This is a genomic window from Streptomyces sp. NPDC048248, from assembly GCF_043201875.1.
Lineage (GTDB): Bacteria > Actinomycetota > Actinomycetes > Streptomycetales > Streptomycetaceae > Streptomyces.
On record NZ_JBICZL010000020.1, the window covers coordinates 18,045 to 30,709 of the forward strand.

A 12,665-nucleotide genomic window follows, 5' to 3' on the forward strand; every position below is an offset into this window, starting at 1 on the left:
ATGTCCAACTCTCCGCGGATGTCCGGCAAGACACCTTTGAAGACGCTATACGGTCACATCTTCTTCCTTGCAGTTGCCCTGGTGATCTTCACCGCCTTTTTCATCAAGGGGCTGACCGCAGCGGGCCTCACGGGTACGCACGGAACATTCACGGTCAAGGAATGCTCCCGTGAAAGCACAAGTCACCGCTCCACGGCTCAGCACGATTACGAATGTGACGGCACCTTCCGCTCGGACGACGGGAAGGCCGTGGACGGCAAGGCATCCTTGAGCAGCCTCGACACCGAGTACGACCCGGGCGTCGAACTCGCAACCCAGGGGCACGACGACAGCAAGATTCTCAGCATCCTGTCCGGCGCGACCTACACCATCGCCGGTCGCGGAGCGGCCGCCACCAACTTCTCCACCGGCTTCGCCGTCCTCCTCCTCATCATCCCCGTACTGCTCTTCTCCTGGCTCACGCGCTTCGGTGAAACCACTCGAACGATTCCCCAGCAGTGGGCGGCGTGGCGTGCGACCGCCGGCACCCGAACCCGCAAGATCGTGCTCGGCGCCGCCGCCGCGGCCCTCTTCGGCATGTTCGTCATCGGCCCGGCCCTCGGCTTCGCCCTCACTGCCGGCAGTTGAGCCGGGTCCGCAAACGCATCGAGGGGGCGGAGCCGTCGCGTTGACGGCTCCGCCCCCTCGAGCGGTACTCGCAAGAGCAGTGCTCAGAACCCCGCGGGCTCCGTGTAGACGCCCCATTCGTCCCGCAGTACGCCGCAGATCTCGCCGAGCGTCGCCTCGGCCCGGACGGCCTCCAGCATCGGCTCGATCATGTTGCCGCCGTCCCGCGCCGCGGCCAGCATCGCCTTGAGCGAGGTCTGTACCCGGGCGTCGTCGCGGGCGGCCTTGCGCTCGGCGAGGGTGCGTACCTGCTCGCGCTCGACCTCGTGGCTGACCCGCAGGATCTCCAGGTCGCCGGTGACCGAGCCGTGGTGGCAGTTGACGCCCACCACCCGCTTGTCGCCCTTCTCCAGGGACTGCTGGTACTGGAAGGCGGATTCGGCGATCTCGCCCGTGAACCAGCCGTCCTCGATGCCGCGCAGGATCCCTGACGTCATCGGGCCGATCGGGTGCTGCCCGTTCGGTACGGCCCGCGCGCCCCGTTCCTTGATCTGGTCGAAGATCTTCTCGGCGTCCGCCTCGATCCGGTCGGTCAGCGCCTCGACGAACCACGAACCGCCCAGCGGGTCAGCGACGTTGGCGACGCCGGTCTCCTCCATCAGCACCTGCTGCGTCCGCAGTGCGATCTCGGCGGCCTGCTCGCTGGGCAGCGCCAGCGTCTCGTCCAGGGCGTTGGTGTGCAGCGAGTTCGTCCCGCCGAGCACCGCGGACAGCGCCTCGACGGCGGTGCGGACGACGTTGTTGTACGGCTGCTGCGCGGTCAGCGAGACGCCGGCGGTCTGGGTGTGGAACCGCAGCCACTGCGCCTTCTCGCTGCTCGCGCCGTACACGTCGCGCATCCAGCGGGCCCAGATCCTGCGCGCCGCCCGGAACTTGGCGATCTCCTCGAAGAAGTCGAGGTGGGCGTCGAAGAAGAACGACAGGCCCGGCGCGAAGGTGTTGACGTCCAGGCCGCGGGAGAGGCCCAGCTCGACGTAGCCGAAGCCGTCGGCGAGGGTGTACGCCAGCTCCTGCGCGGCCGTCGCGCCCGCCTCGCGGATGTGGTAGCCGGAGACCGAGAGCGGCTTGTACGCGGGGATGCCCTGCGCGCAGTGCTCCATGAGGTCGCCGATCAGCCGCAGATGGGGCTCCGGCTGGAAGAGCCACTCCTTCTGGGCGATGTACTCCTTGAAGATGTCCGTCTGCAGGGTGCCGTTGAGCACGCCCGGGTCGATGCCCTGCCGCTCGGCAGCCACCAGGTACATACAGAAGACCGGGACGGCCGGGCCGCTGATCGTCATCGACGTCGTGACGTCGCCCAGTGGGATGTCCTTGAAGAGGACCTCCATGTCGGCGGCGGAGTCGATGGCGACGCCGCAGTGGCCGACCTCGCCGAGCGAGCGCGGGTCGTCGGAGTCCCGCCCCATGAGCGTCGGCATGTCGAAGGCGACGGAGAGGCCGCCACCGCCGGCCTTGAGGATCATCTGGTAGCGCTCGTTCGTCTGCTCGGCGTTGCCGAAGCCGGCGAACTGGCGGATGGTCCAGGTCCTGCCGCGGTAGCCGGTGGGGTGGAGGCCGCGCGTGAAGGGGTACTCGCCCGGCCACCCGATCCGCTCGAATCCGTCGACGGTGTCGCCGGGCCGGGGCCCGTACACGGGCTCGACGGGGTCGCCCGAGAGCGTGGTGAAGTCCGCGTCGCGCTTCCGGGCGGAGTCGTACCGGGCCTGCCAGCGAAGGCGGCCTTCTTCGATCGCGTCAGCGTCCATACCTTCGAATTTACTAGGACGTCCTAGTAATTGTCGATGGGAGAACCGGGTGAACTGCGCCGACCTGCGGAAACGGGAGTCGCGGAGGCCATTCAGGGGCCCGTTCGGCCCCCTTGCTCGCCCCGGGCCCGGTGCCCGGAAAGCACGAACGCGCCCCTCCGGCGGAGGAGCGCGTCAGCGGCGGACGGCGTACGGAGCGGGTCAGGCCTTGACCGGCTGCGGCTCCGCGTCCGACACCAGCGGCTCGACCTCGCGGACGACCTTGCGCTCGACGAAGAAGGCGGCAGTCGGGATGGTGCCGGAGATCAGCACCCACAGCAGCTTGCCGAACTTCCACTTCGCCTTGGAGCCCAGGTCGAAGGCGAAGACCAGGTAGATGATGTAGAGCACGCCGTGGATCTGGGACACGACGAGGGTGAGGTCCTTGCCCATCCCGAAGCCGTACTTGAACACCATGCAGGTGCACAGCACCAGCAGCATCACGGCGGTGATGTAGGCCATCACCCGGTACCGGGTCAGGACGCTTCGCTTCATGCCCACGAGCGTAACCGCCCGTTCCGTGACGATCTTCGCCACCCCCCGGTCGTCACCGCCCCCGGTCCTCACTCCTCGGTGAAGTCCTCCGCCGCCACCCGCAGCGGCCGCAGCATCGCGAAGATCTCCCCGCACTCCTCGCCGTCGTACACCCCGAGCCCGAAGTCCATCGCCATCAGCTCGCGGGTGGCCGCGTCGCACACCTCGCGCCCCTTGTCCGTGATGGAGGCGAGCGTGCCGCGCCCGTCGTTGGGGTTGGGCCGCTTGTCCACCAGACCGGACTTCACCAGCCGGTCCACGGTGTTGGTCACCGAGGTCGGATGCACCATCAACCGTTCGCCGATCTTGGACATCGGCAGCTCGCCGGCCTTGGAGAAGGTCAGCAGCACCAGCGCCTCGTAGCGGGCGAACGTCAGGCCGTACGGCTTGACGACGGCGTCCACCTCGGCCAGCAGGATCTGGTGGGCCCGCATGATCGAGGTGATCGCGGCCATCGACGGCACGGCGCCCCATCGCTGCTGCCACAATTCGTCGGCGCGCGCGATGGGATCGAAAGCAAGGCTGAGCGGCTTCGGCACGCCACCGACACTACCCGGCGGTCATATCGTGGTCAGCCTCGTCTCAGGTTTCGGGCGCCGCACCGGGCCATGCCGCTCCGGCGCCGGCCCGCGGTCCACCGGCTCCGTCACCGGCCGCGGTCCGCCGCACCTCCGCGATCACCGCGAGCACGCACACCGCGCCGACCACGCCCGCCGCCGGCATCACCACCCGAAGGGGGGCGTACTCGGCAGCCGCCCCGGCCGCGCCCATCCCCAGGCCCATGATCGTCATCCGGCCCGCCTGCATCACCGTCATCGCCTGCCCCAGCAGTGCGTCGGGCACCGCCGCGACGAACCACCGGTCCACCCCGAAGTTGTACGAGATACCCGTCCCCGTCAGCGCGAGCAGCAGCACGGCCCAGCCGAGCGGGGGCCCGGCGGCGAAGCCGAGGGAGGGAAGGACGGCGAAGAGGCCCATCGGGAAGGTGAGCCGGGTGCGGGCACGGGGCCCGAGGAGGGAGCCGACCAGGGTTTCCGCGAGCACCGCCCCCACCGGCATGCTGCACATCAGCAGCCCCAGGCCGGCCGGGCCGACGCCGAGCCGGTCGGAGTACGGGATCAGCAGGGCCTCGGGGACGACCACGAACGTCGGCGGCAGCCAGGACAGCAGCAGAAGTGCCCGCACCCGGCGATCGCCCAGCAACCGGCGGACGCCCGCAAGCGACGCTCCCAGCAGCGCGCCACGGGAGCCGCCCCGCGCCGGACGGGCGCGGGTCCCCACACCCAGCAGGAGCGCGGAGCCCAGGAAGGTGCCCGCGGTGACGGCGAGCACCGCCGCCGGTGACACGGCGGCCAGCAGCAGACCACCGGCCGCGAAGCCCACCAGCTGAGCGCTCTGGTTGACGATCCGGATCACCGACCGGCCCAGCACGAACAGATCCCCCTCCCCGAGGATCGCGCCGAGCGTCGCCGCGCGCGTCCCGGCGAAGACCGGCGCGATGGCGGCGATCACGCAGCGCAGCCCCAGGAGGACCGCGACGGGGGTGCCCGGCAGCACCATCGCTGCGGCGGCCCCCGCGCACAGCAGATCGCAGCCCACCAGCACCCCGCGGGCCGGGTAGCGGTCGGCGACGGCCGACAGCAACGTGCCGCCGAGGACGTACGGCAGCAGCCCCAGCGCAAAGGTCAGGGCGCTCAGCAGCGGGGAGGACGTCAGCCGGAAGACCAGCAGGGAGAGCGCGATCTCGCAGACCACCACGCCCAGGGAGGACAGCAGATGCGCGGCGAAGACGCACCGGAACTCGGGGACGGCGAACACCGCGCGGTACCGGGCCCTGCCGTCCGGTCCCTCGGACCGGGCGTCGGGTAACGCGCCGGGGCGCGCGGGGATACGGCCCGGCTCCGCGGGCCCGGAAGGTATAGCCATGGCCGCAGCGTGCCGGTGCCGCCGGGCGGACCGTAGTCTTTCGGCTCCAGCCGAATTCTGGGGAGCGAGGGGGCCGCCCGTGCCGCTGGATCTGCATTTCGGCGCCGACGATCTGCTGCGCATCCGGTTCGCCATCTCCCCGCTCTGCGAGACCCACGAGGCCGTCCGGACCCTGCGCCGCACCGACCGGCACGGCTATCACCTGCCATGGCTGCGGCGGATGCGCGAGGCCGTCGCCGGGCTCGACCTCTCGCCGCTGTGGTTGTTCATGCCGTCGCCGCCGCCCGGCTACACCCCGGATTTCCTTGGCCGTCCGCCGGACGTCCCACTGGCCGGCTTCGAGGAGGAGCTGGCGCTGCTGCGGGCCACCGATCCGGCGGTAGCGCGCGCCGAGATGGCCAAGTCGCTGGCCTGCACGCCGGGTGCCGCGCAGTCGCCCCGCGGCCGGGCGGCCCTGGACGACCCCGCGCGGGCGATCCGGGAGCTCGCCGATGTCACCGAACGGGCCTGGCACGCCCTGCTGGCCCCGGACTGGCCCCGGCTGCGAGCCCTGCTGGAGGCCGAGATCGCCTACCGATCGCGGCAGTTGGCCGGTGGCGGGCTGCAGCGGCTCTTCGCCGACCTGCATCCCCGGCTGTCCTGGTCCGGTGACACGCTCACGGTCCGTACCCGTACCGACTTCGTGCAGCTCCAGGATCTGGAGGGCCGCGGGGTGCTGTTGCTGCCGAGCGTCTTCGTCTGGCCCGACGTGGTGAGCGGCTTCGATCCGCCGTGGCAGCCCACCGTCATCTATCCGGCGCGCGGCATCGGTGGGCTGTGGAGCGAGCCGGAGACCGGGCCGGCCCTGGTGCGCCTGCTGGGGGCCAACCGCGCCGCGGTGCTGGCCGCGCTGGACACGCCCTCGTCGACATCGGCGCTGGCGCACCGGCTGGGCCTGGCCGCCTCATCGGTCTCGGCACATCTGTCCGTGCTGCGCGACGCCGGTCTGCTGGCCTCGCGCCGGCACGGACATCAGGTGCTGTACGAGCGCACGCCCCTGGGCATGGCGCTGGCGGCCGGAGGCTGAGGCCGGGGCCCCACCGGGAGCCGGTCGCACCGGACAGCCTGCGGAAGCCCCCGGGACGTGTGCTCCTAGCGGGCGCCCTCGGCGAGGTGCCGCTCGACGGTCTCGACCTTGGAGGTCAGACCGTCGGTGACGCCGGGCCGGATGTCGGCCTTCAGCACCAGCGAGACCCGGCCGCTGCGCGCCTCGACGGCGGCGACCGCGCGCTTGACGACGTCCATGACCTCGTCCCACTCGCCCTCGATGGAGGTGAACATGGCGTCCGTACGGTTCGGCAGCCCCGACTCGCGGACCACCCGGACCGCTTCGGCGACGTACTCGCCGACGTCCTCGCCGACGCCGAGCGGGCTCACGGAGAAGGCGACGATCATGCGCTCACGACGCCTTCCTGGCGGGCGCGGGCCGCGATCACGCTGGCCTCCGCCTCACCCTTGAGCTTGCGCTCGGCGAAGAAACCGCCGGTGGGCAGCACGGAGAGGATGAAGTAGAGCGCGGCGGTCTTCAGGTTCCACTTGGTGCGGTTCCAGGCGTCCAACCAGAAGAGGACGTAGAGGATGAAGAGCACGCCGTGCACCATGCCCATGACCATCACGCCGTCGAAGCTGGTCGTGCGCTTGAGGACGGAGCAGCACAGCAGCAGCAGGAAGGACACCGCTTCGGGGGCGGAGACCAGGCGGAGGCGGCGCAGGGCGGAGGCGGTCTTGATGTCCACGGGAACCTCGTTCGGGTGGCAGGGGGCGGCAGCACGGCTTGTGCAAGAGTTCACAAGCTTCGCCACCATTGTTACAGCCGCTCCGGCGATCATTGCGCCGGGGGCGGCCCGCGAAAGGCCCTGCCCTCAGCGGCCCCGGCCGACTACGGTCTGAGCCGTGGCTCAGTTTCGGCTCCAGGGGAGCAAGGTGCTCGCCGTCGACATGACGGGCGACGCCGTCAAGGCGAAAAACGGTGCGATGGTCGCGTACGACGGCCAGATGTCGTTCAAGAAGATGACCGGTGGGGGCGAGGGCCTGCGCGGCATGGTCACCCGGCGCCTCACCGGCGAACAGATGGCCGTGATGGAGGTGAAGGGCCAGGGCACCTGCTATTTCGCCGACCGCGCGAGCGAGATCAACCTCGTGCAGTTGCAGGGCGAGAAGCTGTACGTCGAGGCCGGCAATCTGCTGTGCACGGACGCGGCGCTGCGCACCGGCACGACGTTCACCGGGCTGCGCGGCGCCTCACAGGGCAACGGCCTGTTCACCACCACCGTCGAGGGACGCGGCCAGGCCGCGATCACCTCCCACGGACCGGCGGTGGTGCTGCGGGTCACCAAGCAGTATCCGCTCCAGGTCGACCCGGGCGCGTATGTCGCGCACACCGGTGACCTCAAGCAGCACCTCCAGTCCGGCGTGAACTTCCGCACGGTCATCGGTGAGGGGTCAGGCGAGGCGTTCCAGATCCGTTTCGAGGGCGAGGGCCTGGTGTACGTCCAGCCCAGCGAGCGCAACACCGTGGGAGGCGAGATCTGACATGCCGTTCACGGTGCTCAACTCCCGCATGGTCGAGGCGCGTCTCACGCCCGGCATGCGGATGTTCAGCCAGCGGGGCGCGATGCTCGCCTACCGCGGCGACGTCACCTTCACCCCGAACATCCAGGGCGGTCAGGGCGGGCTCGGCTCGATGATCGGCCGCCGGGTCGCCGGTGAGGCCGCTCCGCTGATGACCGTTGAGGTCCCCCCGGGCGGTGCCCCCGGCGGCACGGTGATGTTCGGGCACGGCGGCCACCACGTCCACGTCGTCGACCTGACCGGCGAGACGCTGTACGTCGAGGCCGACCGTCTGCTCGCCTTCGACGGGACCCTGGAGCAGGGCACGATGTTCATGGGCTCGCAGGGCGGGGTGATGGGCATGGTGCGCGGACAGGTCACCGGACAGGGCCTGTTCACCACCACGCTCAAGGGCCACGGCTCGGCCGCGGTGATGGCCCACGGCGGCGTCGTCGAACTGCCGATCACACCGCAGCGCCCGGTCCATGTCGACCCGCAGGCGTACGTCGCGCACCGCGGCGACGTCCGCAACAAACTCTCCACGGCGCTCGGCTGGCGCGACATGGTCGGCCGCGGCTCGGGCGAGGGCTTCCAGCTGGAGCTGTCGGGCCAGGGCACCGTCTACGTACAGGCCTCGGAGGAAAAACTGTGACCGGCCCCGTCATCCACGACGCCACCACCCTCCCGGCCGACGACAACGTCAATCCGTACACCTTCGGCGTGGACCTGAACGGGCAGTGGTTCCTGCAGAAGGGGAAGATGATCGCCTACTACGGGCGGATCGACTTCCACGGCATCGGACACGGCCGCCTCGACCGGCTGATCGCCGGCAGTTTCCATTCGCCACTGCACGCCGCCGACTGGGTCGTCGCCGAGGGCCAGGGCAAGATGCTGCTCGCCGACCGTGCCTTCGACGTGAATTCCTACGACCTGGATGAGGGCAACCTCACTATTCGCTCCGGCAATCTGCTCGCCTTTCAGCCATCTCTGTCACTGAAGCAGTCGATCATCCCGGGCTTCCTCACCCTCATCGGCACGGGGAAGTTCGTGGCCGCGTCCAACGGCCCGGTGGTCTTCGTCGAGCCGCCGATCCGGGTGGATCCGCAGGCGCTCGTCGGCTGGGCCGACTGCCCGTCCCCCTGCCACCACTACGACCACCAGTACCTGCGGGGATTCCTGGGCGGCCTGCGTGCGCACACCGGGATCGGCGGGACCTCGGGGGAAGAGCACCAGTTCGAGTTCATCGGGGCCGGCACGGTTCTGCTGCAGTCGACGGAGCAGCTCATGCCGGAGCTGGCGACCGGCGCGGTGCCGAACGAGGCGGGCGTGCCGGGTGGTGGTTCCGGCTCGCAAAGTGGCTCACAACTGCCGCAGCTGCCGGGCAACCTCGGCGGCCTCCAGCGCCGTCTCGGGCTGTGAACGGTAGTCTGCGGACCGTGACGTCGAACGCCTGACCAGCCCCGGCCCGCCGGGAGACGTCCGCCACAGCACCGACCAATTTAATTCATTATTCAACTTTTACGGGTAGAATTCCTCCATGACGACCGACAGCGACACCCCCTGGCTCACCGACCAGGAGCAGCGTGCCTGGCGCACTCATCTGGACGTCAGCAGACTGCTGATGTATCAGCTCGAGCGCGATCTGCAGCCGTTCGGGCTGACGATCAACGACTACGAGATCCTGGTCAACCTCTCCGAGGCCGAGGACCGACGGCTGCGGATGAGCGACCTGGCAGCGGGCACCCTGCAGTCCAAGAGCCGTCTCTCGCACCAGATCACCCGCATGGAGAACGCCGGTCTGGTCCGGCGCGAGAGCTGCGAGTCGGACCGCCGCGGCCTCTACGCCGTCCTGACCGAGGAGGGCTGGGACACCATGCGCCGCGTCGCCCCGCACCACGTCGCGTCCGTCCGCAAGCACTTCATCGACCTGTTCTCCCCGGAGACCCTCGACGCGCTCCGCGCCTCGCTCGCCCCCGTGGCCGACCACCTGAGGGAACAGCGCGGCAGTCTCTGACGGAGCCGCCGCGGCCCTTCCGCCGGGCCGCGGCGCCGCCCGGCCACCCGTACCGCCCCGGGCGCGCCCGCCGGCCCGTCACTCAGCCGGCCACCGGCAGCCGCAGCTCGAATGCCGAGTCCTCCCGCACGGCCAGCGAACCGCCGTGCCGCACCGCGACATCCCGCGCGATGGCGAGCCCGAGACCCGCGCCGCCGTCGTCCCGCGCCCGCGCGTCGTCGAGCCGCACGAACCGCTCGAAGATCCGTTCCCGCTGGCCCTCCGGGACGCCCGGCCCGTCGTCCTCCACCCGCAGGACCGCCCACGTCCCCTCACGCACCACGGTCACCCGTACGGACGACTCCGCATGCCGCTGCGCGTTGTCCAGGAGATTGCCCAGCACCCGGCCCAACTGGCTCCGCGACCCCGTCACTTCCACACTCGCGAGCTCGTCGGCCCGGACCGGGATCCGGTCCCCGACCCGCTGGGAGCTCTCCTCGCGCACCATCGCCGCCAGGTCGATCCGGACGTCCGAGGGCCGCTCCCCCGCGTCCAGCCGCGCCAGCAGCAACAGATCGGCGGCCAGCCGCTGCAACCGCACGGTGTCCGCCACCGCGCCCGGCGTGTCCAGCAACTCCGGATGCGCCACGCCCACTTCCAGCTGGGTGCGCAGACTCGCGATCGGACTGCGCAGCTCGTGCGAGGCGTCCGCGACGAACCGCCGCTGCCGCTCCACGGACGTCTCCAGGGCCGCCAGCGTCTCGTTGGTGGTACGCGCCAGCCGGCCGATCTCGTCCTTCGACGACGGCACCGGCACCCGGCGGCTCAGATCCGTGCTGGCGGTGATCGCGGCCATCTCCTGGCGAATCCCCTCCACCGGCCGCAGCGCCCTCCGGGTGACCAGCCAGGTCACCCCGGCGACCACCACGAGCAGCAGCGGCAGCCCGATCAGCATGGCGGTGCGCACCGTCCCGACGGCGTTCTGCTCCGCGGCCAGCGCCGCACCGGCCCGCACCGTGGCCTGCTCGCCGCCGGTGTCCTTCGCCTCCACCCGGGCGAACCGGTAGTCGGCCACCTTGCCGTCGACCTCCGCGGTGCCGTCCGAGTAGTGCACCTCGTCGTCGACCTCGCCGGGCTCCGGCCCGGTGTCGTCGTCGTCCCCGTCCTCCTCCGACGCGCCCGGCCCCTGCTTGCCCGGACGGCCGACATCCTTGCCGTCGATGGCACGGACGTCGTCGCCGACCGCGAGCACCCGTCCGCTCTCGCTGGTCACCACCACCGGGTGCTCGTCGCTGTCCGGCAGATCCAGCTGGTCGTAGGAGGTGCCGGTGGCGATCTGCGAGGCGACCTCGCGGGCCGAGACCTCCGCCTGCAGCCCGGTCTGGTCCTGCAGGTTGTCGCGCAGCACCAGCAGCACCGCCAACCCGGCGGCCACCAGCGCCAACGCCACCACGACCGTCGCCCCGACCGCCGCCCTGGCCCGTACCGAACCCAGCCCGCTACTCACCGGCCACCAGCCGGTATCCGGCGCCGCGCACCGTCACGATGCTGCCGGCGCCGATCTTGCGCCGCAGCGTGCTCACATACACCTCGATGATGTTGAGATCGCCCTCGTAGGCGAAGTCCCAGACGTGCTCCAGGATCTCCGCCTTGGAGACCACGTCCCCCGCGCGCAGCGCGAGCTGCTCCAGCACGGCGAACTCCTTCGCGGTCAGCACCACTTCCTCGCCGTCCCGCTCCACCTTGCGCGACCCCTGGTCGATGACGAGCGGTCCCACCCGCAGCACCGGCTCCGCCGTCCGCCCGCGCCGCCGCAGCAGCGCCTTGACCCGCGCCACCAGCACGACGTACGAGAACGGCTTGGTCAGGTAGTCGTCCGCGCCGGTGTCCAGCCCCTCGGCCTCGTCGTACTCACCGTCCTTGGCGGTGAGCATCAGGATCGGCACCTCATGGCCGGCGGCACGCAGCGCGCCGCACACCCGGTAGCCGTTCATCCCCGGCAGCATGATGTCCAGGACGATCAGGTCGTATGCGTCCTCACTCGCCCGGTGCAGCCCTTCGAGGCCGTCGTGCACCACGTCGACCGCGTAGCCCTCGGCCATCAGGCCCTTGGCGAGCGACAACGCGAGACGCTTCTCGTCCTCCACGATCAACAGGCGAAGAGGGCGGCGCGCGGCGCCGCCGGCAGGGCGGTGATGAGTGACGGGCGGGAGCATGCGCACCACCTTGCCACTCCTTTCCTGAAGACCTCTTCAGGCTCCTTCAGCTCCTGTTCAGGTCGGTTCGGCCACTGTGATGTCACAACCGATCGCAAGGGGAGAAAACACATGAAGCGCCACATCATCGTCGCCACCACCGCCGCGGCCGCCCTCATCGCCGGCGGCACGGTCAGCGCCATGGCGGTCGGCGGCGGCAGCTCCGCACCGGGAACGGCGGCCGGCGCGCAGCAGACCGCGGCGAACGACTCGGGCCGCTCCAGCATCCACGTGCAGGACAAGGACGACCACGACCAGGAGGACGCCCGCGAGGCCAGGGCCGCCAAGGTGACCGCCTCGCAGGCCGCTGCCGCCGCGCTGAAGGCCGTCCCCGGCACCGTGACCGGCCTGGACCTGGACGAGGACCGTCCCGGCCTGGTCTGGGAAGCGGACGTCCTCGGCAAGGACGGCAAGTGGCACGAGGTCACCCTCGACGCCGGCAACGCACGGGTGCTGAACCAGCACGTCGACGCCGAGGACGGGGACGACAGCGACGACATCGCCGTCGTCCGTGACGGCCTCAAGGGCGCCAAGACCGACGCCGCGGCCGCCGCCCGCGCCACGAACGGGCACGGCACGGTGACCTCCGTCGAGCTGGACGACGACAACGGCACGAAGGCCGCCTGGGAGGTCGAGACGACCACCAAGGACGGCAAGGAGCACAAGTTCCTCGTCGACCCGCAGTCCGGCAAGGTGACGGCCGCCCCGGCGCACGACCAGGACGACCACGACGGCGACGACGACTCCGACGACAACGACGGCCAGGACGACTGAATCCCGGCGCCCGTCACGGACGACGACTGACGCTTCCGGCCCGTCCCGCTCCGGCGGGATGGGCCGCAGGCGTGTCCGGAACCGGGCGGCGGATCGCAGCCGGGCGTAGGCGGGCCCGGGGAGAAGTTCGGGCGCACAACGCGC

General features: G+C 70.7%; 15 protein-coding genes. 7 read left to right on the plus strand and 8 right to left on the minus strand.

Features of this window, described 5'->3' with window-relative positions; genetic code table 11:
* Window positions 1-18: 18 nt before the first annotated feature.
* A complete protein-coding gene (locus ACGFZW_RS32725; RefSeq protein ID WP_393896925.1) occupies window positions 19-627 on the plus strand; it encodes a hypothetical protein in 609 nt (202 codons plus the stop codon).
* Window positions 628-710: 83 nt separating this feature from the next.
* Here ACGFZW_RS32725 and ACGFZW_RS32730 read toward each other — a convergent pair whose 3' ends face one another.
* The 4 genes from ACGFZW_RS32730 to ACGFZW_RS32745 form a co-directional block, all read right to left on the minus strand.
* On the minus strand, window positions 711-2,411 hold the full coding sequence (locus tag ACGFZW_RS32730) for a methylmalonyl-CoA mutase (protein WP_393896926.1): 1,701 nt from the start codon (window positions 2,409-2,411) through the stop codon (window positions 711-713).
* Between the two features lie 201 nt (window positions 2,412-2,612).
* Window positions 2,613-2,945, minus strand: coding sequence for a DUF3817 domain-containing protein (locus ACGFZW_RS32735; protein WP_393896927.1), 333 nt, complete (start codon window positions 2,943-2,945; stop codon window positions 2,613-2,615).
* A 68-nt stretch (window positions 2,946-3,013) separates the two neighbouring features.
* Entirely contained in the window at window positions 3,014-3,523 is a 510-nt protein-coding gene (locus ACGFZW_RS32740; RefSeq protein WP_393896928.1) for a MarR family winged helix-turn-helix transcriptional regulator, read from the minus strand.
* Between the two features lie 43 nt (window positions 3,524-3,566).
* A complete protein-coding gene (locus ACGFZW_RS32745; protein ID WP_393896929.1) occupies window positions 3,567-4,910 on the minus strand; it encodes an MFS transporter in 1,344 nt (447 codons plus the stop codon).
* Window positions 4,911-4,989: 79 nt separating this feature from the next.
* On the opposite strand from ACGFZW_RS32745, the gene ACGFZW_RS32750 reads away from it, so the two are divergent.
* Window positions 4,990-5,976, plus strand: coding sequence for a DUF5937 family protein (locus tag ACGFZW_RS32750; protein ID WP_393896930.1), 987 nt, complete (start codon window positions 4,990-4,992; stop codon window positions 5,974-5,976).
* 65 nt (window positions 5,977-6,041) lie between these two features.
* On the opposite strand, the gene ACGFZW_RS32755 is transcribed toward ACGFZW_RS32750, so the two are convergent.
* Together ACGFZW_RS32755 and ACGFZW_RS32760 are read right to left on the minus strand one after the other, a co-directional pair.
* On the minus strand, window positions 6,042-6,344 hold the full coding sequence (locus ACGFZW_RS32755; RefSeq protein WP_393896931.1) for an MTH1187 family thiamine-binding protein: 303 nt from the start codon (window positions 6,342-6,344) through the stop codon (window positions 6,042-6,044).
* On the minus strand, window positions 6,341-6,685 hold the full coding sequence (locus ACGFZW_RS32760; protein WP_393896932.1) for a DUF3817 domain-containing protein: 345 nt from the start codon (window positions 6,683-6,685) through the stop codon (window positions 6,341-6,343). The genes ACGFZW_RS32755 and ACGFZW_RS32760 overlap by 4 nt, the downstream gene beginning before the upstream one ends.
* Window positions 6,686-6,842: 157 nt before the next feature.
* Between ACGFZW_RS32760 and ACGFZW_RS32765 the strand changes: the two genes are divergently transcribed.
* The 4 genes from ACGFZW_RS32765 (at window position 6,843) to ACGFZW_RS32780 (ending at window position 9,513) form a co-directional block, all read left to right on the plus strand.
* Window positions 6,843-7,481 (plus strand): AIM24 family protein, encoded by a 639-nt coding sequence (locus tag ACGFZW_RS32765; protein ID WP_393896933.1) that lies wholly within the window; start codon window positions 6,843-6,845, stop codon window positions 7,479-7,481.
* Between the two features lies 1 nt (window position 7,482).
* Entirely contained in the window at window positions 7,483-8,151 is a 669-nt protein-coding gene (locus tag ACGFZW_RS32770) for an AIM24 family protein (protein ID WP_393896934.1), read from the plus strand.
* Window positions 8,148-8,918, plus strand: a complete 771-nt coding sequence (locus ACGFZW_RS32775; RefSeq protein ID WP_393896935.1) for an AIM24 family protein — start codon at window positions 8,148-8,150, stop codon at window positions 8,916-8,918. Before ACGFZW_RS32770 ends, ACGFZW_RS32775 begins: the two co-directional genes overlap by 4 nt.
* Before the next feature lie 118 nt (window positions 8,919-9,036).
* Entirely contained in the window at window positions 9,037-9,513 is a 477-nt protein-coding gene (locus tag ACGFZW_RS32780; protein ID WP_393896936.1) for a MarR family winged helix-turn-helix transcriptional regulator, read from the plus strand.
* Between the two features lie 82 nt (window positions 9,514-9,595).
* Here the strand turns inward: ACGFZW_RS32780 and ACGFZW_RS32785 are convergent, their stop codons facing one another.
* Together ACGFZW_RS32785 and ACGFZW_RS32790 are read right to left on the minus strand one after the other, a co-directional pair.
* Window positions 9,596-10,987, minus strand: a complete 1,392-nt coding sequence (locus ACGFZW_RS32785) for a sensor histidine kinase (RefSeq protein ID WP_393896994.1) — start codon at window positions 10,985-10,987, stop codon at window positions 9,596-9,598.
* Between the two features lie 4 nt (window positions 10,988-10,991).
* Entirely contained in the window at window positions 10,992-11,708 is a 717-nt protein-coding gene (locus tag ACGFZW_RS32790) for a response regulator transcription factor (RefSeq protein WP_393896995.1), read from the minus strand.
* A gap of 111 nt (window positions 11,709-11,819) precedes the next feature.
* Here ACGFZW_RS32790 and ACGFZW_RS32795 point away from each other — a divergent pair, with 111 nt between their 5' ends.
* On the plus strand, window positions 11,820-12,521 hold the full coding sequence (locus tag ACGFZW_RS32795) for a PepSY domain-containing protein (protein WP_393896937.1): 702 nt from the start codon (window positions 11,820-11,822) through the stop codon (window positions 12,519-12,521).
* Window positions 12,522-12,665 lie beyond the last annotated feature (144 nt).